General features: G+C 65.2%; 23 protein-coding genes and 1 pseudogene. 15 read left to right on the plus strand and 9 right to left on the minus strand.

All coding sequences use genetic code 11. The annotated features are described in order from the left end of the window. Positions 1 to 35 precede the first annotated feature (35 nt). From CRJ03_RS04150 to CRJ03_RS04160, 3 genes are all read left to right on the plus strand, one after another. Positions 36 to 836 (plus strand): SDR family NAD(P)-dependent oxidoreductase, encoded by an 801-nt coding sequence (locus CRJ03_RS04150; protein WP_104017652.1) that lies wholly within the window; start codon positions 36 to 38, stop codon positions 834 to 836. 11 nt (positions 837 to 847) lie between these two features. After that, complete coding sequence (gene hemF / locus CRJ03_RS04155) at positions 848 to 1,738, plus strand: oxygen-dependent coproporphyrinogen oxidase (protein ID WP_104017653.1); 891 nt, start codon at positions 848 to 850, stop codon at positions 1,736 to 1,738. 211 nt (positions 1,739 to 1,949) lie between these two features. Then, positions 1,950 to 3,662 carry a bifunctional sulfate adenylyltransferase/adenylylsulfate kinase gene (locus tag CRJ03_RS04160; RefSeq protein ID WP_104017654.1) on the plus strand — a complete coding sequence of 571 codons (1,713 nt, stop codon included), beginning with the start codon at positions 1,950 to 1,952 and terminating at the stop codon, positions 3,660 to 3,662. 107 nt (positions 3,663 to 3,769) lie between these two features. Here CRJ03_RS04160 and CRJ03_RS04165 read toward each other — a convergent pair. Both CRJ03_RS04165 and CRJ03_RS04170 read right to left on the minus strand, forming a co-directional pair. Next, positions 3,770 to 3,979 (minus strand): annotated as a pseudogene (locus CRJ03_RS04165) (hypothetical protein); the annotation flags it as partial. Positions 3,980 to 4,080: 101 nt separating this feature from the next. Beyond that, on the minus strand, positions 4,081 to 5,100 hold the full coding sequence (locus CRJ03_RS04170) for a 1-aminocyclopropane-1-carboxylate deaminase (RefSeq protein WP_104017655.1): 1,020 nt from the start codon (positions 5,098 to 5,100) through the stop codon (positions 4,081 to 4,083). 153 nt (positions 5,101 to 5,253) lie between these two features. On the opposite strand from CRJ03_RS04170, the gene CRJ03_RS04175 reads away from it, so the two are divergent. Beyond that, positions 5,254 to 5,715: an Lrp/AsnC family transcriptional regulator gene (locus CRJ03_RS04175; protein WP_104017656.1), complete on the plus strand. Its 462-nt coding sequence runs from the start codon at positions 5,254 to 5,256 to the stop codon at positions 5,713 to 5,715. A gap of 90 nt (positions 5,716 to 5,805) precedes the next feature. Then, on the plus strand, positions 5,806 to 6,507 hold the full coding sequence (locus tag CRJ03_RS04180; protein WP_104017657.1) for a hypothetical protein: 702 nt from the start codon (positions 5,806 to 5,808) through the stop codon (positions 6,505 to 6,507). Here the strand turns inward: CRJ03_RS04180 and CRJ03_RS04185 are convergent. From CRJ03_RS04185 to CRJ03_RS04195, 3 genes are all read right to left on the minus strand, one after another. After that, positions 6,480 to 7,367 carry a hypothetical protein gene (locus CRJ03_RS04185; protein WP_206018295.1) on the minus strand — a complete coding sequence of 296 codons (888 nt, stop codon included), beginning with the start codon at positions 7,365 to 7,367 and terminating at the stop codon, positions 6,480 to 6,482. The genes CRJ03_RS04180 and CRJ03_RS04185 overlap by 28 nt on opposite strands. A 63-nt stretch (positions 7,368 to 7,430) precedes the next feature. Further along, positions 7,431 to 7,670, minus strand: a complete 240-nt coding sequence (locus CRJ03_RS04190; RefSeq protein WP_104017659.1) for a DUF1150 family protein — start codon at positions 7,668 to 7,670, stop codon at positions 7,431 to 7,433. Between the two features lie 6 nt (positions 7,671 to 7,676). Beyond that, positions 7,677 to 8,090, minus strand: coding sequence for an Hsp20 family protein (locus tag CRJ03_RS04195; RefSeq protein ID WP_104017660.1), 414 nt, complete (start codon positions 8,088 to 8,090; stop codon positions 7,677 to 7,679). Between the two features lie 160 nt (positions 8,091 to 8,250). Here CRJ03_RS04195 and CRJ03_RS04200 point away from each other — a divergent pair, with 160 nt between their 5' ends. Genes CRJ03_RS04200 through CRJ03_RS04210 form a run of 3 tightly spaced genes read left to right on the plus strand, consistent with a single transcriptional unit; the run spans position 8,251 to position 10,087 of the window. Further along, positions 8,251 to 8,475, plus strand: a complete 225-nt coding sequence (locus CRJ03_RS04200; protein ID WP_104017661.1) for a YdcH family protein — start codon at positions 8,251 to 8,253, stop codon at positions 8,473 to 8,475. Between the two features lie 45 nt (positions 8,476 to 8,520). Then, on the plus strand, positions 8,521 to 9,009 hold the full coding sequence (purE, locus tag CRJ03_RS04205; RefSeq protein ID WP_104017662.1) for a 5-(carboxyamino)imidazole ribonucleotide mutase: 489 nt from the start codon (positions 8,521 to 8,523) through the stop codon (positions 9,007 to 9,009). Continuing rightward, complete coding sequence (locus CRJ03_RS04210; protein WP_104017663.1) at positions 9,002 to 10,087, plus strand: 5-(carboxyamino)imidazole ribonucleotide synthase; 1,086 nt, start codon at positions 9,002 to 9,004, stop codon at positions 10,085 to 10,087. Before purE ends, CRJ03_RS04210 begins: the two co-directional genes overlap by 8 nt. Positions 10,088 to 10,193: 106 nt before the next feature. Here CRJ03_RS04210 and CRJ03_RS04215 read toward each other — a convergent pair whose 3' ends face one another. Together CRJ03_RS04215 and CRJ03_RS04220 are read right to left on the minus strand one after the other, a co-directional pair. Beyond that, positions 10,194 to 10,664, minus strand: coding sequence for a hypothetical protein (locus CRJ03_RS04215; RefSeq protein WP_104017664.1), 471 nt, complete (start codon positions 10,662 to 10,664; stop codon positions 10,194 to 10,196). 89 nt (positions 10,665 to 10,753) lie between these two features. Further along, positions 10,754 to 11,101 (minus strand): antibiotic biosynthesis monooxygenase family protein, encoded by a 348-nt coding sequence (locus CRJ03_RS04220; protein WP_104017665.1) that lies wholly within the window; start codon positions 11,099 to 11,101, stop codon positions 10,754 to 10,756. Between the two features lie 147 nt (positions 11,102 to 11,248). Here CRJ03_RS04220 and pdxR point away from each other — a divergent pair, with 147 nt between their 5' ends. From pdxR to CRJ03_RS04250, 6 genes are all read left to right on the plus strand, one after another. Beyond that, positions 11,249 to 12,736: a MocR-like pyridoxine biosynthesis transcription factor PdxR gene (pdxR, locus tag CRJ03_RS04225; RefSeq protein ID WP_104017666.1), complete on the plus strand. Its 1,488-nt coding sequence runs from the start codon at positions 11,249 to 11,251 to the stop codon at positions 12,734 to 12,736. Positions 12,737 to 12,963: 227 nt separating this feature from the next. Next, positions 12,964 to 14,739, plus strand: coding sequence for a sulfoacetaldehyde acetyltransferase (gene xsc / locus CRJ03_RS04230; protein ID WP_104017667.1), 1,776 nt, complete (start codon positions 12,964 to 12,966; stop codon positions 14,737 to 14,739). 4 nt (positions 14,740 to 14,743) lie between these two features. Then, a complete protein-coding gene (locus CRJ03_RS04235; protein WP_104017668.1) occupies positions 14,744 to 15,907 on the plus strand; it encodes an acetate/propionate family kinase in 1,164 nt (387 codons plus the stop codon). Between the two features lie 133 nt (positions 15,908 to 16,040). After that, positions 16,041 to 18,872: a molybdopterin oxidoreductase family protein gene (locus CRJ03_RS04240; RefSeq protein ID WP_104017669.1), complete on the plus strand. Its 2,832-nt coding sequence runs from the start codon at positions 16,041 to 16,043 to the stop codon at positions 18,870 to 18,872. An 84-nt stretch (positions 18,873 to 18,956) separates the two neighbouring features. Next, positions 18,957 to 19,721 (plus strand): 4Fe-4S dicluster domain-containing protein, encoded by a 765-nt coding sequence (locus CRJ03_RS04245; RefSeq protein ID WP_104017670.1) that lies wholly within the window; start codon positions 18,957 to 18,959, stop codon positions 19,719 to 19,721. Between the two features lies 1 nt (position 19,722). Beyond that, positions 19,723 to 20,595 (plus strand): dimethyl sulfoxide reductase anchor subunit family protein, encoded by an 873-nt coding sequence (locus CRJ03_RS04250; RefSeq protein ID WP_104017671.1) that lies wholly within the window; start codon positions 19,723 to 19,725, stop codon positions 20,593 to 20,595. A gap of 4 nt (positions 20,596 to 20,599) precedes the next feature. Here CRJ03_RS04250 and CRJ03_RS04255 read toward each other — a convergent pair whose 3' ends face one another. Continuing rightward, positions 20,600 to 21,181, minus strand: coding sequence for a DUF1523 family protein (locus tag CRJ03_RS04255; protein ID WP_104017672.1), 582 nt, complete (start codon positions 21,179 to 21,181; stop codon positions 20,600 to 20,602). 12 nt (positions 21,182 to 21,193) lie between these two features. After that, entirely contained in the window at positions 21,194 to 21,460 is a 267-nt protein-coding gene (locus tag CRJ03_RS04260; protein WP_104017673.1) for a hypothetical protein, read from the minus strand. Between the two features lie 117 nt (positions 21,461 to 21,577). Between CRJ03_RS04260 and CRJ03_RS04265 the strand changes: the two genes are divergently transcribed. Then, a complete protein-coding gene (locus tag CRJ03_RS04265) occupies positions 21,578 to 22,135 on the plus strand; it encodes a hypothetical protein (protein WP_104017674.1) in 558 nt (185 codons plus the stop codon). Positions 22,136 to 22,143: the final 8 nt, after the last annotated feature.

A 22,143-nucleotide genomic window follows, 5' to 3' on the forward strand; every position in this document is an offset into this window, starting at 1 on the left:
CCCGCCCGGCAGACCATCCCGAAAGGCCCGTGCCGATGTCCTTCTCCATCTCCGGCAAGACCGCCATCGTCACCGGTGCCGCCAATGGCATCGGCCTCGCTATCGGGCGGCACTTCGCCGACAAGGGCGCCAACGTCATGTTCGCCGACAAGGACGAGGCGCGCCTGAAGAACGAGCTGGGCAGCCTCGCCGAGAGCGACAACATCCGCTTCTTCGCCGGCGACATGCGCCAGAAACTGACGCAGGCCAATCTGCTCTCGGCCACGCTCGACGCCTTCGAGGAGGTGGACATCCTCATCAATGCCTGCCGGCAGGTCGTCGCCTCCGACCCGCTCAACCCCGACGATGACGGGGTGGAAACGCTCCTGCAACAGAACCTGATGACAGCCCTGCGGATGAGCCAGCTGGTCGCGCGGCGCATGATCAAGCAGGCCAAGGGCAGCGACAAGGGCGCGGCGGGCGCGATCGTCAATCTCTCGTCCATCGCCGCGCGCCGCACCCATCCCGATCTCATGGCCTACTCGATCTCGTCCGCCGCGCTCGACCAGATGACGCGCAGCCTCGCCGTGGCGCTCGCACCGCACCGCATCCGCGTCAACGCGGTGGCCTTCGGCTCGGTGATGAGCGCCTCGCTCAAGGACACGCTGCGCGAGCACGGCGCCTACCGCGAGGATATCGAGGATCACACCCCGCTCGGGCGCATCGCCTCTGCCACCGAACTGGCCGAGGCGGTGCAATACCTCGCCTCCAACGGGTCGGGCTTCATGACCGGGCAAATCATGACGATGGATGGCGGGCGCACCCTGCTCGATCCCTGCGCCGCCCCCGCCCATTGACAGGCCCACAGATGAGCGACGACTTCACCAAGGAAAAGGCCCGCGCGAGCGCCTGGTTTCACAGCCTCCGCGACGAGATCGTGACCGCCTTCGAGGGGCTGGAGCAAAGCCACGACACCGGCCCTCTCTCCGACGCCGCCCCCGCGCGTTTCGAGGTGAGCGAGACCCGCCGCGCCAGCGACGACGGCTCCGACGCGGGCGGCGGCCTGATGAGCGTCATGCGCCAGGGCCGCGTCTTCGAGAAGGTAGGCGTCAACGTCTCCGAGGTCTACGGCCACCTCGGCCAGGCCGCGCAAAAGGCGATGGCCGCGCGCGGCGTGCCGGGAATGGAGAGCGACCCGCGCTTCTGGGCCTCCGGCATAAGCCTCGTGGCGCACATGCAGAACCCGCACTGCCCCGCCGTTCACATGAACACCCGCATGTTCTGGACCCCGCACGCCTGGTGGTTCGGCGGCGGATCGGACCTCAACCCCTGCATCGAATACCCCGAGGACACCGCCCATTTCCACGGCCAGCAGCAGGCCCATCTCGACCCCCACGGCATCGACCTCTACCCGCGGCTCAAGGCCTGGGCAGACGAATATTTCTACATCCCCCACCGGGGCCGCGCGCGCGGCGTCGGCGGCATCTTCATGGACGACCGCAACACCGGCGACTGGGAGGCCGATTTCGCCCTGACGCAGGATATCGGCCGCGCCTTCCTCCCGGCCTTCCTGCCGCTGGTCGAACGTCGCCGCGTGCAGCCCTTCACCGATGCCGACCGCGACACGCAACTCATCCACCGCGGCCTCTATGCCGAATACAATCTCGTCTACGACCGCGGCACCAAGTTCGGGCTCGCCACCGGCCACGACGCGAACGCCGTTCTGATGAGCCTGCCACCGCTGGCGAAATGGGTCTGAGGCGGGGCCCACCCGCACCCTCGGAACCAATCTCCGCCCATCCGGCCTCTGCCACGACGCCCGTTCCACGCGCACCCGCGCCCGCGTCATTTTTGTCTCAATTCCGCAAACAAACCGGCTATGCCTTGAACTCCTGTCCCAAGCGGGGCTAATCCGCGTGCCAAAGGCGGCCCCCGCCCGCCCCGGCAGTCACAGCACCACGAAGGTTTCCATGCAGTCCCCCAATCTCGCCCCCGTCCCCGAACTCTACGTCTCCTACGAGAGCGCGCAAAAGCTCAAGCACGAGGCCGGCGACCTCGCCAGTTGGGATCTCACCCTGCGCCAGATCTGCGATCTGGAACTGTTGATGAACGGCGGGTTCAACCCGCTCAAGGGCTTCCTCTCCGAGGCCGATTACGACAGCGTTGTCGAAAAAATGCGGCTCGCCGACGGCACGCTCTGGCCGATGCCGATCACCCTCGACGTGAGCGAGGAATTCGCCGAGGGCGTCGAGACGGGGCAGGACATCGCCCTGCGCGACCAGGAGGGGGTGATCCTCGCCACCATGACCGTCACCGACCGCTGGACGCCCGACAAGGCGCGCGAGGCGGCGCGTGTCTTCGGCGCCGATGACAGCGCGCACCCGGCCGTCAACTACCTCCATCACACGGCGGGCAAGGTCTATCTCGGCGGCCCCGTCACCGGCATCCAGCAGCCGGTGCACTACGATTTTCGCGCCCGCCGCGACACGCCCAACGAGCTGCGCGCACTCTTCCGCAAGCTCGGCTGGCGCCGCGTCGTGGCCTTCCAGACGCGCAACCCGCTGCACCGCGCACACCAGGAACTGACCTTCCGCGCCGCGCGCGAGGCGCAGGCCAACCTGCTCATCCACCCGGTGGTCGGCATGACCAAGCCGGGCGACGTGGATCATTTTACCCGCGTGCGCTGCTACGAGGCGGTGCTCGACAAGTATCCCGCCTCCACCACCACCATGAGCCTCCTGAATCTCGCCATGCGCATGGCCGGCCCGCGCGAGGCGGTCTGGCACGGCATCATCCGGCGCAATCACGGCTGCACCCACATGATCGTCGGCCGCGACCACGCCGGACCGGGCAAGAACTCGGCGGGCGAGGATTTCTACGGCCCCTACGACGCGCAGGAACTGTTCCGCCAGCACCAGGAGGAAATCGGCATCGAGATGGTCGATTTCAAACACATGGTCTACGTGCAGGAACGCGCGCAATACGAGGCCGTGGACGAGATCGAGGACCGCGACAACGTCACTGTCCTCAATATCTCCGGCACAGAGCTGCGCCGCCGCCTGCGCGAGGGGCTCGAGGTGCCGGACTGGTTCTCCTTCCCCGAGGTGGTGGGCGAGCTGCGCCGCCGCTTCCCGCCGCGCTCGCAGCAGGGCTTCACCGTGTTCTTCACCGGCTTCTCAGGCTCGGGCAAGTCCACCATCGCCAACGCGCTGATGGTCAAGCTGATGGAGATGGGCGACCGCCCGGTGACGCTCCTCGACGGCGACATCGTGCGCAAGAACCTCTCGTCCGAGTTGGGCTTCTCCAAGGAGCACCGCGACCTCAACATCCGCCGCATCGGCTATGTCGCCAGCGAGATCACCAAGAACGGCGGCATCGCCATCTGCGCGCCGATCGCGCCCTACGGGGCCACCCGCCGCGCCGTGCGCGAGGAGATCGAGCAATACGGCGCCTTCATCGAGGTCCATGTCGCCACCTCCATCGAGGAATGCGAACGCCGCGACCGCAAGGGCCTCTACAAGCTGGCACGCGAGGGCAAGATCAAGGAATTCACCGGGATTTCAGACCCTTACGACGTCCCGGAAAATCCCGAACTGCGGGTGGAGACCGAGAATGTCGAGGTCGACAACTGCGCCCATCAGGTGCTTCTCAAGCTCGAACAGATGGGCCTCGTCGCAGGCTGATCACCAGGCACAATAAATCCTCGGGACGTCCTCCACCGGGGCGGCCCCGGTCTTGGGTGAGTCCACTATCTCTTTTGCGGACAAACCTGCCATAAGGGCAATGTCCGCTACGTCCCGATCCACAAAGAGCTGAGTGCAGCGCCGGGCGACCTGTCCCCTACCGTCAATTCGCTCACTGAATTGGCAATCGCGTTGCGGTCGATTTGGAAATGGCTGGCCAAATCAAAGATGCTTCCGGTTTGACCGAAATGCTCAACGCCGTGCGGAATCGTCTTGTGCCCGGCAACAGCCCCGAGCCAGAAGAGCGTCGCGGGGTGGGAAAGCCAAAGCAGCCGTTGCTCAATAGTCTTCAATTGCGCGGTCGACATAGAGTGTCTTTCCTCTGATTGGGCTTTGTGATGGTAGGTTGGTGGAAGGATCAGCCGTCTTTGTAGTAGTAGCTGTAGCCGTTCAGGGCAGGCGCACCGCCAAGGTGGGCATAAAGAACTTTTGAGCCTTTCGGGAAGAAGCCTTTCTTGGCGAGGTCGATCATGCCTTGCATGGATTTGCCCTCATAAACCGGGTCAGTCATCATCGCCTCCGTCTTTGCAGCAAGGCGGATCGCATCGTTCGTTTCTTCAGACGGAACCCCATAGGCGGGATAGGCGTAATCCGGGTTGATGTGGATTTCGTCATCGCGAACCTTGCGACCAAGGCCGACCAGTTCAGAGGTGTTGTCTACAATCTCGCGTACCTGCGCACGGGTCTGGTCGAGCGTTCCAGAGGCGTCGATCCCGATCACGCGATCCGCGCGATCTTGCGCCGCGAAGCCCACGATCATGCCGCCTTGGGTCGAGCCGGTGACGACACAGACGACGATATAGTCGAACTTGAAACCCAATTCGGCCTCTTGTTCCGCGACTTCTTCGGCAAAGCCAATGTATCCGAGCGCGCCGTACTTGTGGACGGAAGCGCCCGCTGGGATGGCATATGGCTTCCCGCCCGCATCCTTCACAGATTGGATCGCATCTTCCCAGCTTTTGCGGATGCCAATGTCGAAGCCGTCATCGACCAAACGACTGTCAGCGCCCATGAGCCGGGTCATCATAATGTTGCCGACGCGATCATATACAGCGTCATAATGCGGGACCCACTTTTCCTGGATGACCACGCATTTCATACCGATCTTTGCAGCGGTCGCCGCCACCATGCGCGTGTGGTTCGACTGAACACCACCAATCGACACCAGAGTATCCGCGCCGCTCGCGATGACATCTGGTACGATGTATTCGAGTTTGCGGAGTTTGTTGCCCCCAAAGGCCAGACCCGAGTTGCAGTCTTCCCGTTTGGCATAGAACTCAACATCGGCCCCAACGACTTCGGTCAGGCGCGGAAGATGCTCAATGGCAGTCTTGCCGAAGGTGAGAGGGTAGCGTTCGAACTTTTCGAGCAACGACATGGGCGATCTCCTGTTTGATTTACAGTAAAGGATAGCAAACGACCCATGAAGGGTGCTTTCAAAGTGTCCCGCCATTTTTTCAATTTTATGATATTATTGAGTAAAAAATTCTGATTTTATCAGATCACTGGCCAGTAAACGGAAGAATCTTTCATGTCGACAGTGGATCGAATCGACCGCAACATTTTGCGACACCTTCAAACCAATGGCCGGCTAACCAACACGGAACTGGCGGAAGCTGTGAATGTCAGCCCGGCGACCTGCCATAGACGGACACAGGCGCTCTTCGAAGCTGGCCATATTTCCAAGGTCATGGGGCATGTGAACCCGGCATCGGTTGACCTTGGTACCCTCGTGATGGTCGGTGTCGTCTTGGATCGCTCAACACCAGAGAGCTTCGCTGCCTTTGAGGAGGCTGTGGACGGAATGTCAGAGCTACTTGATTGCCATCTTGTGGCTGGCGATTTCGACTACCTCCTGAAAATTCGTGTAAAAGAGATGAAGGATTTCAACGAGATGCACACCAAGATGCTGATCGCGCTGCCAGGCGTGCGCCAAATTAGAACGTTTTTTGTCCTCAAAGAGATCAAAGAGAACGCGCCGCTGGCATTCTGAAAGCAGCCATTCGCTGCATGCCGACCAAGGTACAGGGTGGCCTCAAAGCAGACATTCCGAAACGCGTACCAAGCCCGCTAGAATGGCCCCATGTACGCCATCTCGCTCACCTCGATCCCGCCGCGCTACCCGCACCTTGGCCCGGTCCTGGCCAGCCTGCTCGCCCAGCGCCCCGCGCCCGCCCGCGTGATCCTCGCCCTGCCCGATGTCCCTGCGCGCTTTGCCGCCGCGCCGCCGCCGGACACGCCCGATGGGGTCGAGACATGGCTCCTGCCCCGCGACGAGGGTCCGGCCACCAAGGCGCTGCCCGCCGCGCGCGCACTGACCGGCCATATCGACCGGCTGATCTATTGCGACGATGACTGGCTCATGCCCCCCGGCTGGGCTGCCGCCCTGCTCGACGCCACCACCGACCGCCACGCCGCCGCCGCCTCCGGCTTCGGCCTCGACCGGCTCAAACGGCACGGCCACCGCGCCCCCGCTCCCGGCCTCACCGATATCGCGCAGGGTTTCGCCGGGGTCTGCATTCGCCCCGAATGGCTCGCCGGTCCGGGTTGCATCCCGCCGCCTGCCGCGTGGCCTGTCGACGATATCTGGCTCTCGGCCCAGCTTGCCCGGCAGGGCGTCAGTATCCGCCTCGCCCCTGCCGCGCGCACGGGCATGCGTCATGCCTTCGACGACGCCCACGCCCTGCAAGACGCGGTCATCGACGGGCGCGACCGCCCCACCGCCAACCGCGCCTGCATGGACGAGATCACCGCGCGCTACGGCCTCTGGCCGCCCGCGCCCTGAGCCGCGGCCAGCACCGCCCGCGCCGCCCGGCCCTCGATATCGGCATAGCCTGCCGCCACGGCGCGCGCCCGCGCCAGCGCCTTCGACCGTGCGGCGAAATCCGCCTCCGACATTGCCGCCACCGCGCGCTGCACGTCCTCCAGCCCATCGCAGACCATCATCGCGCCGATGTCGAAGAACCGCCCGATATCCGGCGCGCCCCAGTAGATCGGCACCGTCCCGCACAGCAGCGCATCCACCAGCTTCTCGCTGAAATAGCCCGGCTCGCGCACGTTCTCGATCACCACCGAGTAGCGGTAGGGCGCCAGCCCCTCGGCCTTCTCGCCGAACGGGCGGTATCCCATCCCCATGACCTCGACATCCGCGCGCGCCTCGCGCGCCCAGTCCACCACCGCGTGGCGCAACCGGTGCCCCGGCTGCGACCGCTTGGCCGAGGCGATCAGCGAACACATCGCGCGCTTCTCGCACGACACATCGCGCCAGTGCGGCACCCAGGTGCCCCCCATCGGAAACTCTACCGCATTCGGCAGCGCCGCGATCAGGCCCGGGTCGCCGGTCAGCACACGAAAAAACCGCCGGTGGCTGAATAGCTGCAAGAGCCGCATGTGATGGCCGTGGATCGCGCGCGGCTCACGGAACAGCAGCGATACCCGCGCCCGCGTGCCGAAACCGGGGCGCAGGTGCAGCGTGTTGCGCGGCGGCACGATCAGGTGATCGTCGCGGTCCAGATCGCCCAGCACCCCGCCCTCGATGCCCGCCGGCACGCCCAGCGGCCAGCCGAGAGACGCCAGCGGCAGGCGCGCAGGCGTCACGCCCAGCGCCTGCCCATATGGCAGGATTGCAACCCTCGGGGATGTCACGCGCACTGTCCTTTCCGGCCCCCATGTTCTCGCCTCATAGGCGCAAAGGGCCAGGCAAGGCAATCAGTGAACGGCGACCGGCTCCATGTCGTTCTGCCGCGCGAGGAAATAGGCCATCTTGCGGTCCGCCACCAGCGCCAGCCGCTCTCCCTCGGTGCTGTGCACCGCGTAGAGCGTCTTGTGGTCACCGACCTGCGCACGCATCTCCTCGGGCAGATCATCCGCCTTCACGGTGCGTACATAGACGATGGGCCGCCCGGCGCTCGTGTCGAAGTTGGTATCGAAATCGTATTTCGTATCCATGATCGCTTACCCCTTTGTGATCCTGACCTGCTGCACGACCGGTTCCGGCTCGATGCGCCGCAGATCGACATGCAGCAGTCCGTTTTCGATGATCGCCTCGCCCACCTCGACGCCGTCGGCCAGCACGAAAGAACGCTGGAACTGCCGCGCCGCGATGCCGCGATGGAGGAACACGCGCTCCGCGTTCCCATCCGCCTGCCGCCCGCGAATGACCAGTTGGCGGTCCTCCACGGTGATCGACAGATCATCCTCCGAGAACCCCGCCACGGCCAGCGTGATGCGATAGGAATTGGGCGAAGTCTGCTCGATGTTGAAGGGCGGATAGCCCTCGTTGCCGGATTTGGCACTGCGTTCAAGCAGCCTCTCAAGCTGCTCGAAACCCAGAAGGTAGGGGTGCGACCCCAGTGAAAGCTTTGTCATCGACACGTCCTTGGCTAAGCGACCGTCCATTTCACCGGGCCCCGCAACGGCAACCCGACGAGCAAAATATGGGGACGGGGCCCGCCCCGCGCAAGCCCTTTGCGAACCCGCGCGGATCGGCTATTCTATGCGCCCGGCATCAAGAGAGGATCCGCTTGCCATGAACGCCTATAGCGACCTTTCGATGAAAACCGACGAGGTCCTGCGCGTCGAGCTGGAGGAGTTCCGCCGCGAACACGCCGATCTCGACGCGGCCATCCGCGCGCTTCAGGAACGGCCCACCGCCGACCAGCTCACCCTGCAACGGTTCAAGAAGAAAAAGCTCTGGCTGCGCGACATGATCGCCCGGATAGAGGACCGGCTCTACCCCGACATCATTGCGTAACCCCCCGTCATGGGTATAGTGCGCGCTCCAAATCAGGGGGCGCGAATGACAGGCGTGAAGATCGGCATCATCATGGGCAGCCAGTCCGACTGGCCCACCATGCGCGAGGCGGCACAGATACTCGACGATCTGGGCGTGGCCTACGAGACGCGCATCGTCTCGGCGCATCGCACCCCCGACCGGCTCTGGGACTATGGCCGCGACGCCGCCGGGCGCGGGCTCAAGGCGATCATCGCGGGCGCGGGCGGGGCGGCGCACCTGCCCGGCATGATGGCGTCCAAGACCCGCGTGCCGGTGATCGGCGTGCCGATTCAGACCCGTGCGCTCTCAGGGCTCGACAGCCTCTACTCCATCGTGCAGATGCCCCGCGGCTACCCCGTGGCGACCATGGCCATCGGCGCGGCCGGCGCGGCCAATGCCGGGCTGATGGCCGCCGCGATTCTCGCGGGCGAGGATGCCGCTCTGGCACAACGCCTCGACGACTGGCGCGCCGCGCTTTCTGCCTCGATCCCCGAAGAGCCCCGCGATGAGTGATCCCCACGCCTCCCTCGCCCCCGGCGCCACCATCGGCATCCTGGGCGGTGGCCAGCTTGGCCGGATGCTCTCGGTCGCGGCCGCCCGGCTCGGCTTCAAGACCTGCATCTTCGAGCCCGCCGCCGACTGCCCCGCCAGCCACGTCGCGAATGTCCACTTCAAGGCCCCCTACGAGGACGAGGACGCTCTGCGCGCCTTCGCCGCCGCGTGCGATGTCGTCACCTTCGAGTTCGAGAACATCCCCGCCGCCGCGCTCGACCTGCTTTCCGGCCTCGCGCCCGTGCGCCCGGGTCGCCGCGCCCTCAAGGTCAGCCAGGACCGGCTCGTGGAAAAGGCCGCGCTCGCCGATCTCGGCCTCGCCACCGCCCCCTTTGCCGCCGTGGACGATGCCGAGGACCTCGCCGAGGCGCTGGCAGAGATCGGCGCGCCGGGCATCCTCAAGACCCGCCGCTTCGGCTATGATGGCAAGGGGCAGGTGCGCGTCGATACCCCCGAAGGCGCCGCCGCCGCGCTAGAGGAAATGGCCGGTCAGCCGGCAATCTACGAGGGGTTCGTCGCCTTCTCGCACGAGGTCTCGGTGATCGCCGCGCGCGGTCTCTCGGGCGAGGTCGCCTGTTACGACCCCGGCGAGAACGTGCACGAGGACGGCATCCTGCGCCGCACCACCGTACCCGCGCGCCTCTCTGCGGCACAGCGCGCCGACGCCGCGCTGCTCGCGGGCCGCATCCTCAACGCGCTCGACTACGTCGGCGTCATGGGGGTAGAGCTTTTCGTCACGCCCGAGGCGCTCATCGTCAACGAGATCGCACCGCGGGTGCACAATTCCGGCCACTGGACCCAGGCAGGCTGTGCCGTCGACCAGTTCGAGCAGCACATCCGCGCGGTGGCGGGCCTGCCGCTCGGCGACGGCAGCCGCCACGCCGACGCCGAGATGGAGAACCTCATCGGCGACGACATCGACCGGCTGCCCGACCTGCTGCGCGACCCGCGCGCGGCGATCCACCTCTACGGCAAGGCCGAGGCCCGCCCCGGGCGCAAGATGGGCCATGTCAACCGCGTGACGGGTGCGGCGGGGTAGAGCATGTTGCTCAAAAGTGGGAACCGGTTTTGAGCTTCTTGAATATGCAAAATCAAGCAGTTAGCGTGTCGCTCGAATGCGAATGATCGCGACACGCTAACAGGCGTTACAGCCACCAGCGCGGTCGGTCGTGACGCGCCAGCCAGCCACCGACGCTGAAGTGATCGCGCCGGATCAGCAGCACCAGCGCGATGAACGCCCCCAGCACCGCCAGGTCGATCACCTGGTTGCGATTCACCGGAAAGCCCCGGTCATTGAGCGCGAAGGGATCGACAAACCCCTCCCAGCGGCGGGTGACGGTAAAGACATGCATCACCAGCAGGCTGCCATAGCTCAGATACCGCAGCACCCCGAGCGCCACCAGCGCGCACAGCGCGATCTGCACCCAGCCGCCCAGCATGACCTGGCCCACGCTCACCTCGACCCCGTCGAAATGCCGCGCAAGGTTCTGGTACTGCTTGGGCGTGATGATCTTGTGCGCCGCCCACAAAAAGATGAACCAAGCCAGCCCCAGCCGCAGGATCAGCAGCGCCAGTCCATCCAGCTTGTCCTGCGGGCTCAGGCGGGTGGCATCCATGATGATCCGGCTCCGTCGCGTGGCATGATGCACCAAGGGCTAGCCGGACCGGAGTATGCGCGCAAATCACAGCTTGGCGATGGTTTGTGTCAGCCGCCATGCGCCGCGCGGCTGTCCCCGGGGGCCTCTGCGCGCTCGAACTTGCCATAGTCGCGAATCACGCTCACCACCCGCAGGCGGTAATCGTCGAACATCACCTCGCGGCCCGCCTTCTGCGCGCCGCGATGCGCCTCCAGCTGCCGCCACTGCGCGACCGCGGCCTCGTCCTCCCAGAACGACAGCGACAAGAGCTTGCCGGGCTGCGTGAGGCTCTGGAACCGCTCGACGCTGATGAAGCCCGGCACCGCCTCGGCCAGGGGCCGCATCTTCGCCGCCACCTCCAGGTAGGGGTCGGTCTGTCCCTCGCCGGGGATCACCTCGAATATCACCGCGATCATCGTATTTGCCTCCCTTGGCTTGCGCGCACGGGGGGCACCGTGCGCTCCCGGGGTCGAACCTCGCGGTTCGCGCGCCGAACCGCAAGGTTCGTGAAATCGCCATCAGACCAGATTGCACGCCCGCTAGGTCCAGTCTACCATTCCCACATGGCGATCCCTGTCGAAACCTTTTTCCTCGCTCCCGACGCCGAGGGCACGCTGCAGGCGCAGATCCGGCAGATGATCGCGCAAGGAATCCTGTCAGGCCGGTTCCGCAAGGGAGAAAAGCTCCCCTCTTCGCGCCGTCTCGCCGCGCATCTTGGCGTCAGCCGTATCACCGTGACGTTCGCGCTGACCGAGTTGCAGGCCAGCGATTACCTCGAAAGCCGCGACAGGTCCGGCTACTATGTCTCTGAAAATGCACCAGAACCTCCGGCCTTCGCCGATCCCGCCCCGCGCAGCGAGACGATCGACTGGACGCGCGCGCTGGGGCGGCGCTACAGCGATGGCGACACCCCGGAAAAGCCGCTCGACTGGGCGCGCTACCCCTATCCGTTCATCTACGGCCAGACCGATCCGCAGCTATTCGACCATGCCAACTGGCGGCAATGCGCGCTGCGGGCGCTGGGGGCGCGGGATTTCCACGCGCTGAGCGCCGACCACTACGACCGCGACGATCCCAAACTCGTCGAGTTCATCGCGCGCCACATCCTGCCACGCCGCGGAATTCTCGCCCAACCCTCTGAAATCCTTATCACAATGGGGGCGCAAAACGCGCTCTGGCTGGCCGCGCAGGTGCTGCTGACGCAGCGCCGAACCGCGGTGATCGAGAACCCGTGCTACCACGCGCTGCGCGACATCCTCACCCAGTCGCGTTGTCACCTCCACCCTGTGAAAGTGGATCGTGACGGCCTGCCCCCCGAGGCGCTGCCGCGCCACGCCGACGTGATCTTCACCACGCCCAGCCACCAGTCGCCCACCAACGCCACCATGCCGCTCGACCGCCGCCGCGCGCTGCTCGCGCAGGCCGCCGAGCGCGAGGCGCTCATTGTCGAGGATGATTACGAGTTCGAGATGGCCTTTCTCCACCCCCCTCTCCCGGCGCTCAAGTCGCTCGATACGGAAGGTAGGGTCATCTACGTGGGGTCCTTTTCCAAGTCGGTCTTTCCCGGGTTGCGCCTTGGCTATCTCGTTGGATCAAACGCGTTTATTCGCGAGGCGCGGGCGCTGCGCGCCTCGGTTTTGCGGCATCCGCCGGGCCTGATGCAGCGCACCGCCGCCTATTTCCTCAGCCTCGGCCACTACGACAGCCTGATCCGCCGCATGGCGCGGGTGTTCGCCGGTCGGCGAGAGGTGATGGAGACGGCACTCGCGGCGCACGGCCTCGACATCGCCGGGCGCGGCGCATTCGGCGGCTCGTCGATCTGGATGCAGGCCCCCCGCGACGTGGACACCTCGCGTCTTGACGCCCGGCTGCGGGCGCGGGGCGTGCTCATCGAGCCGGGCGCACCGTTCTTCCACGGGCCGGATCGCCCGCACAATTTCTACCGACTGGCCTATTCCTCGATCCCGTCCGATCGCATCGCCGAGGGGATCGGACGGCTGGCCGCTGAATTGGACATCTGGCCAGGCTACGGGGCGGGCCTTCCAGAGTGATATTTATCATCGTAGAATCAATATATTATCAAACGATGAACATCTTCCTTCTCGATTCACTTGAACAATAAACTCGATTAATGATACTTTTGTTCTCAATAATTTACTATCTTGGTCATAGCTGACGCCTCAATCTGGCCCTACTCGGCCTGCCGTCTCCCGGCTAGGGTCCGCATGACCGGACATGCCTCGCGCGCCTCCCGCGCCCCAGCCCCAAGGAGCCCCCAATGAAGATGACCACCGAAGAAGCCTTTGTAAAAACCCTGCAACGGCATGGAATCAAACATGCTTTCGGCATCATCGGATCGGCCATGATGCCGATCTCGGACCTGTTCCCGCGCGCCGGGATCACCTTCTGGGATTGCGCCCACGAGGGTAGCGCCGGGATGATGGCCGATGGCTACACCCGCGCCTGCGGCGAGATGTCGATGATGATCGCGCAGAACGGCCCCGGCATCACCAATTTCGTCACCGCCGTGAAAACCGCCTACTGGAATCACACCCCGCTGCTGCTGGTCACCCCACAGGCCGCTAACAAGACCATCGGCCAGGGCGGCTTCCAGGAGGTCGAGCAGATGAAACTGTTCGAGGACATGGTCGCCTACCAAGAGGAAGTGCGCGATCCCTCCCGCGTGGTCGAGGTGCTCAACCGCGTGATTCTCAAGGCAAAACGCGCCTCCGCCCCGGCCCAGATCAACGTGCCGCGTGATTTCTGGACGCAAGTGGTGGATATCGACCTGCCCGACGCGCTGGAATTCGAGCGCCCCTCCGGCGGCGAAACCGCGATCGCCGAAGCGGCCGCCCTGCTGAGCGACGCGAAATTCCCCGTCATCCTCAACGGCGCGGGCGTGGTGCTGGCGGATGGCATCGACGCCTCGCGCAAGCTGGCCGAGCGGCTCGATGCACCGGTCTGCGTGGGCTATCAGCACAACGACGCCTTCCCCGGCTCTCACCCGCTTTTCGCCGGGCCGCTGGGCTATAACGGCTCCAAGGCGGGGATGGAGCTGATCTCCAAGGCCGATGTGGTGCTCTGCCTCGGCACGCGGCTCAACCCGTTCTCGACCCTGCCGGGCTACGGCATCGACTACTGGCCCAAGGACGCGAAAATCATCCAGGTCGATCTCAACCCAGACCGCATCGGCCTGACCAAGAAGGTCACCGTCGGCATCGTCGGCGACGCGAAGAAGGTCGCCGAGGGCATCCTCGCGCGCCTCTCCGACACCGCGGGAGATACCGACCGAGACGGACGCAAGGCACTGGTCACAAACACAAAATCTACATGGGCGCAGCAGCTTTCCTCGATGGATCACGAGGATGACGACCCCGGCACCACCTGGAACGAGCGCGCCCGCGCCGACAAACCCGACTGGATGAGCCCGCGCATGGCGTGGCGCGCCATTCAGGCTGCTCTGCCCAAGGAGGCGATCATATCGTCGGATATTGGCAACAACTGTGCCATCGGCAACGCCTACCCCTCCTTCGAGGAAGGGCGCAAGTATCTCGCCCCCGGCCTGTTCGGCCCCTGCGGCTATGGCCTGCCCGCCATCGTCGGCGCCAAGATTGCCTGTCGGGACGTGCCGGTGGTCGGCTTTGCCGGTGACGGGGCCTTCGGCATCGCGGTCAACGAACTTACCGCCATCGGTCGCGAGGAATGGCCGCCGGTGACCCAGATCGTTTTCCGCAACTACCAGTGGGGCGCGGAAAAGCGCAACTCGACCCTGTGGTTCCATGACAATTTCGTCGGCACCGAGCTTGACGAGAAGGTCAGTTATGCAGGAATCGCAAAGGCTTGTGGCCTCAAGGGCGTGCAGGTCAAGACGATGGAGGCGCTCACCGACGCGCTCGACCAGGCGATCAAGGACCAGATGGAAAACAACACCACGACCCTGATCGAGGTGCTGCTCAACCAGGAACTGGGCGAGCCGTTCCGCCGCGACGCGATGAAAGAGCCCGTCGCCGTGGCCGGGATAGACCCCGCCGACATGCGCGCACAGCAGGTCTGAGCCGATGACGGACCCGGCAAGCGGTGATCTCGTACTGGTCCTGAATGCCGGGTCCTCGTCGATCAAGTTCGCCGTCTTCGACGGCGGGCTTGCTGAACGGCTGAGCGGTATCGCTGACGGCATCGGCGGCGCGGGCCTGTTGAAAATCGACGGGCATGCCTCCGCACATGCCCTGCCCGATCACGCAACGGCCCTGAAATCCATCCTCCAGGAACTTGATAATCATGGATTTCCCCTCGCCCGCTTCCGCGCCGCCGCGCATCGCGTGGTGCATGGCGGCACCGAGCTGACGGCGCCGGTGCGCGTCACCCCCGACACCATCGCCGCCATCGACCGGTGCGCCGCCCTCGCACCCCTGCACAACCCCCACAACCTCGCCGCCATCGAGACGCTGGCGCGCCTCGCCCCGAGGCTTCCGCAGACCGCCAGCTTCGACACCGCGTTTCACGCTACCAACCCGGAGGTGGCGCTGCGCTATGCCCTGCCCCCCGAGATCGAAGCGCGCGGCATCCGCCGCTACGGCTTTCACGGCACCTCCTATGCCTCGCTAGTGCGCACCCTGCCGACGATCACCGGCGCCCCCCTGCCCGCGCGCCTGTTGGCGTTTCACCTCGGCAACGGGGCCTCGATCTGCGCCATCCGCGACGGCAGATCGGTCGCCACAACCATGGGATACTCGCCGCTCGGCGGGCTGACGATGGGCACCCGTGCGGGCGAGATCGACGGCAACGCCGTGCTACGGCTGGCTGAAGAGGACGGGATCGCGGTCACTCATGAATTACTGAACAAGAACAGCGGGCTACTCGGTCTATCTGGTGGGCATTCGGACATGCGCGCGCTGCTTGGCGACGACAGCGACGAAAGCCGCTTTGCCATCGACCATTTCTGTTACTGGGCCGTCCGCCACGCGGGATCGCTCGTCGCCGCGATGGAGGGGCTCGACGCCGTGGCCTTCACCGGCGGCATCGGCGAGAACGCTGCCCCCATTCGCGCGCGTATCATGGCCGGGCTGGGCTGGCTCGGGTTGCGGGCGGACACGGCCGCCAACGACACCGGCAGACCGCGCCTGCACGCGCCGGATTCGGCGATCACAGCCTGGGTCGTCCCGGCGCAGGAGGAACGCATGATCGCCGCCGATGCGCTGGCGCTGCTCGACACATCCGCATGATGAAAACGGAACGCTGTGCCGCCAGTTTCAGAAAGAGCGAAACGCATGTTCACGGAACGCGAAGATTACAGAATACGGGTCGCACCGGCCCGCAGCCTGGCCTAACGTCGGGCCAAGGGAGGACAGGCCGCCAATGACACAGCAGCCCCGTATCGACACGTCTCCGCACGTCTCCGACGAGGTGCGCAAGACCACCTGTTACATGTGCGCCTGCCGCTGCGGGATCAACGTGCACATGAAGGGCGGCAAGGTGGCCTATATCGAGGGAAACCGCGATCACCCCGTCAACAAGGGCGTACTCTGCGCCAAGGGCTCCGCCGGGATCATGCAGGTCAATGCGCCCTCCCGCCTTCGCGCGCCGCTCAAACGTGTGGGCCCCCGCGGCTCGGGCGAGTTCGAGGAAATTTCCTGGGACGAGGCCTTGCAGATCGCCTGCGACTGGCTGGCGCCGATCCGCAAGAGCGACCCGTCCAAGCTCGCCTTCTTTACCGGGCGCGACCAGTCACAGAGCTTCACCAGCTATTGGGCACAGAATTTCGGCACACCCAACTACGCGGCACATGGTGGCTTCTGCTCGGTCAACATGGCTGCGGCGGGCATCTACACGATGGGCGGGGCGTTCTGGGAATTCGGCCAGCCGGATTGGGACCACACCAAGCTTTTCATGCTGTTCGGCGTGGCCGAGGACCATGACAGCAACCCGATCAAGATGGGGATAGGCAAGATCAAGGCGCGCGGCGCGCGGGTGATCGGGGTGAACCCGATCCGCTCGGGCTATAACGCCGTGGCCGACGATTGGGTGGGCATCACGCCGGGCACCGATGGCCTCTTCATTCTGTCGCTGATTCACGAACTGATGCGCGCGGGCAAGATCGACCTCGACTACCTCGCCCGCTACACCAACGCGCCGGTTCTGGTGAACGCCGACCCGGACTCGCCCGAGCACGGGCTTTTCCTACGCGATACCGACGGAAAACCGACAGTCATCGACCGCAACACCGGCAAGCTCACGGCCTTTGATACCCCCGGCGTGCGCCCCGATCTCGGCGCCACCCACGAGGTCGATGGCATCACGCATCGCCCGGTGATGCACCTGATGGCCGAGCGTTATCTCGATCCCCAATACGCCCCCGAGGCGGTGGCCGACCGCTGCGGCGTCACCCCCGACAAGATCCGCCGCATCGCCGCCGAGATCGCTCGCGTGGCATTCGAGGAGGAAATCACCCTCGATCACGAATGGACCGACTTCCGCGGCGAGACGCACAAGACCATGACCGGCCGCCCGGTCAGCTTCCACGCCATGCGCGGAATATCCGCCCATTCCAATGGCTTCCAGACGGCCCGCGCGCTCCACGTCCTGCAGATCATCCTCGGCACGGTCGAGGTGCCCGGCGGCTTCCGCTTCAAGCCGCCCTATCCCAAGCCGGTCAGCGCCCACCCCACGCCGCATTGCAAGAGCGCCCCGAACAGCCCGCTCGACGGCCCGCATCTGGGCTTCGTGCGTGGCCCCGAAGACCTCGCGCTCAAGGAGGACGGCAGCCCCGCCCGCATCGACAAGGCGTTTACCTGGGAAAACCCGATGTCGGCACACGGGCTGATGCACATGGTCATCTCCAACGCCCATGCCGGCGATCCCTACAAGATCGACACGCTGTTCATGTACATGGCCAACATGTCGTGGAATTCCTCGATGAACACAAGCGGCGTGATGGACATGCTGACCGACACGGACGAGACCGGCGAGTATGTCATTCCCCACATCATCTACTCGGATGCCTACAGCTCGGAAATGGTGGCCTATGCCGACCTGATCCTGCCCGACACCACCTACCTGGAACGGCACGACTGCATCTCGCTGCTCGACCGCCCGATCTGCGAGGCGGATGCGGCGGCGGACGCGATCCGCTGGCCGGTGGTGGAGCCGGACCGCCCCGGCCACGCTGGTGTGCGCGGCTTCCAGACGGTGCTGGTGCAACTGGCCAACAAGCTAAAACTGCCCGGTTTCACCACCGAGGATGGCACCCCCAGATACACCGATTACGCCGATTACATCGTCAACCACGAACGCAAGCCGGGCATCGGCCCCCTCACGGGCTTTCGCGGCAACGGCGATGACGTCGGTCGTGGCGCGCCCAACCCCGCGCAGCTTGACCGCTATATCGAGAATGGCGGCTTCTTCGTCAGCCACATTCCCGAGGGGGCGCATTACTACAAGCCGTGGAACATGGCCTACCAGGACTGGGCCGTGGGAATGGGCATTTTCGACACGCCCCAACCCTACATCTTCGACCTTTACGCCGAGCCGATGCGCCGCTTCCAGCTCGCCGCCGAAGGTTACGGCGACCGCCAGCCGCCCGATCACCTGCGCGACCGGATCAAATCCACCATGGACCCGCTGCCGATCTGGTATCCGCCTCTCGAAGATGACAGCATCGACACCGAGGAATTCCCCATCCACGCCCTGACGCAACGTCCGATGGCGATGTATCACTCATGGGGCACGCAGAACGCCTGGCTGCGGCAGATCCACGGGGAAAACCCGCTCTACCTGCCCACGAAACTGTGGGAGAAGCACGGCTTTGCCGAGGGCGACTGGGCGCGCGTCACCTCGCCGCATGGCGAGATCACCGTGCCGGTGGCGCACATGGCTGCACTCAACGAGAACACCGTCTGGACATGGAATGCCATCGGCAAGCGCAAGGGCGCGTGGGCGCTCTCCGAGGATGCCCCCGAGGCCACCCGCGGTTTTCTGCTCAACCACCTCATCCACGAGCTGCTGCCCGAGAAGGGCGATGGCCTGCGCTGGTCCAACTCCGATCCGATCACCGGGCAGGCGGCGTGGTTCGACCTGCGGGTGAAGATCGAGAAAACCGCTGCGCCGCAAGAGGCACAACCGGCCTTCCCGCCGATCAAGTCCCCGGTTGGCCAAGGCCCCGCCAATCTCGCATGGAAGGTGGGGAAATGACCCGGTTTCTTCTTGGTTCAAATACTCCGGGGTCTGGGGCAGCGCCCCAGTCCTGCTGTCTCAATACGCGCGAGGGGTGACAAGATGACCACATTGCCCACCAGCACCACCCGCAAGCTGGGCCTCGTGATCGACCTCGACACCTGCGTCGGCTGTCATGCCTGCGTGGTGTCCTGCAAGGGCTGGAATACCGAGAATTACGGCGCACCGCTCTCGGATCAGGACCCCTACGGCGCCGATCCCTCCGGCACCTTCCTCAACCGCGTGCACAGCTACGAGGTGCAGCCCCTGGCGACCTCCGCGATGCCGCATCCTGCCGCGCAACTCGTGCACTTCCCCAAGTCCTGCCTGCATTGCGAGGATGCGCCCTGCGTCACCGTCTGCCCCACTGGCGCCAGCTACAAACGGGTGGAGGACGGGATCGTGCTCGTGAACGAGAGCGATTGTATCGGCTGCGGGCTCTGCGCCTGGGCCTGCCCCTACGGCGCGCGGGAAATGGACGCCGCCGAGGGCGTGATGAAGAAATGCACCCTCTGCGTTGACCGCATCTACAACGACAACCTGCCCGAGGAGGACCGCGTGCCCGCCTGCGTGCGCACCTGCCCGGCGGGTGCGCGGCATTTCGGCGATCTGGGCAACCCCGATAGCGACGTATCCAAACTGGTGGCCGAACGCGACGGGATGGATCTCATGCCCGAACAGGGCACCAAACCCGTAAACCAGTACCTGCCGCCGCGGCCGCGCGACACGCTCGACGAGGTCGACGTTCTGGCCCCCCTGCTCGACCCCGTGGCCGAGGAACCCAAGGGCTTCCTCGGCTGGCTCGACCGCACGCTGGAAAGGCTCTGACATGCATCCCGCTCGTTCCGTCATCGCCTTCACCACTCTCTCCGGCGCGGGGTTCGGCGTGTTGTTCTGGCTGGGTCTCGGCCTGCCCGACGTGACCGGCTGGGTGGCCTTCGCCTTCTTCGCCGTGGCCTATGCGCTCGCGGCGGGCGGGCTACTGGCCTCGACCTTCCATCTCGGCCACCCCGAACGCGCGTGGAAGGCGTTCAGCCAGTGGCGGTCAAGCTGGCTCTCGCGCGAAGGCGTGGCCTCGGTGGCCGCGCTCGTGGTCATGGGCGTTTACGGCGCGGCGCTGGTTTTTCTGGACACGCGGATCGCGCCTCTCGGCTGGCTCGGGGCGGCGCTGGCGCTGGCCACGGTGTACACAACCTCGATGATCTACGCGCAAATGCGCACTGTGCCGCGCTGGAAAACGCCACTCACCCCGGTCCTGTTCATCGCCGTCTCGCTCGCGGGTGGGGCGCTGCTGGCCGGGCAGGTGACCGCCGCGATGGCGCTGTTGGCGGTGGCGGGGCTGGTGCAGGTGTTGTGGTGGATGCGCGGCGACGGCGCGCTGGCCGCGAGCGGCACCGACATGGCCACGGCCACCGGGCTGGGCGGGATCGGCCACGTCCGCGCCTTCGCCCCGCCGCATACCGGCAGCAATTACCTGCTGCGCGAGTTCGTCTTCGTGGTGGGGCGCAAGCACGCCGCGAAACTGCGGATGATCGCGCTTGCGCTCGGCTATGCCCTGCCGCTCGTGCTGCTGGCGCTGCCGTTCAGCCACGCCGCGGCGGCGCTGGCCGCGATCAGCCACCTTGTCGGCATCGCCGTGTCGCGCTGGCTGTTCTTCGCCGAGGCCGAGCACGTCGTCGGGCTCTATTACGGGGCGCGCTGACCGCTTAGTCCGCGGCCTCGCGCCACTCGCCACCCTCGGGCGCGCGACGGCGCGCCCAGAACCGGTTCCAGCGCACGCGGATCGCCCACGCCAGCGCGGCGAGCAGCGTCAGAACAACGATGTTGAACCACGGCACGATCCGCGCGTCCGGCCCCTCGACCGGCCAGAGCGAGATCGCGTTGGGATAGATCGACAGGAACTCGTTGCGCCAGCCGTAATGACGGATCGCCACCCATTGCGCGGTCTCCGCCGACTTCTTCGACATCATGTCCGAGGCCTCGGCCTGCAAATTCGACGTGTCGAACTTGAAATAGGGCGGCCAGCCCCAGCCGGTATCCTCGTTGCGATAGATCATCGGCTTGTCATTGGCCCGGAAGGTCTGGATGAAGAACACGTCGCGCTCGGTAGCCGTGGGATCCTCGCCGGTATCGGCGTTCGACCAGAACAGCGCGTTATCGCCCGGATTGACCCGCTTTTCATAGGTGTCGGTGATCCGCGCTATATCGTGCTGCGGCAGCGTGTAGTGCAGGAAGGCCAGCACCACGATCCAGAAGATCGCCCTGAAGCCCCATTTCACATAGACCATCGCGTGGCCTCCTCAGTTGAAATTCGTGAACCAGATGATGGCCGCCACCACCGTCACCGGCAGGATGAAGACCAGCCACAAGAGCCTGCGCCGCAAGGACCGCTCGTATTGCGCCATTCCCTCATCGATATAGGCCTCGCGGTTGCCCGGACGACCCGCCGCTTCCCAGTCACGCTCCATCCTCTCGCGATGGGCCGCACGGAAATACCATGACAGGCCCAGGTAGAGCACGGCAAGTGCGATCCCCCCGAAGATCAGCAGGCGCATCAGCGCGATCATGGTCCCTCTCCCGCCACCAGCCTTGAAAACCACGCCCCTTGACGTAAACTCGCGATGTCGTGGCGGCAAGTTTCCGGCATCCGACACCCTTTTGCATGTATTTTGGAGCGTTCGCAAATGACACGTCTTTCGCTGGCCACTGCGGCCCTCGTGATCGGTTTCGGCCTGCCTGCCGCCGCCGACGACATTTCAGACACACTGCAAAGCGCGCTCGACGCCTACGAGGACGGCGACACGGCCTATGCGCTCGAAGAGCTTGACTATGCTCGCCAGCTTCTGCTCGCGCTCAAGACCGACGCGCTCGCAGGTTTCCTGCCCGATGCGCCCGAGGGCTGGACCCGCGAGATCAACACCGAGATGAACGCCGGGCTCGCCATGATGGGCGGCGGCACCGGGGCCGAGGCCACCTATGCGGGCGACGACAAGCGCATGACCATCACCATCATGGCCGACAACCCGATGGTGGGTGCCATGTCCGGCATGATCGCCAACGCAGCCATGTACGGCGCCAGGGTCGAGCGCGTGGGGCGCGAGAAATTCATGATCAAGGACGGCGAAATGACGGGGCTCGTGGCGAACCGCTTTCTCGTCAAGGCCAACGGTGGCACCCCCGAAGAGATGATTGCACTTGTCGAGCAGATCGACTTTCGCGCGCTCAGGGGCTTCGGGCTATAGCCGCGCCA

Origin of the sequence: Roseovarius nitratireducens (assembly GCF_002925845.1) — a bacterium.
In the GTDB taxonomy this organism is placed as follows: domain Bacteria; phylum Pseudomonadota; class Alphaproteobacteria; order Rhodobacterales; family Rhodobacteraceae; genus Roseovarius; species Roseovarius nitratireducens.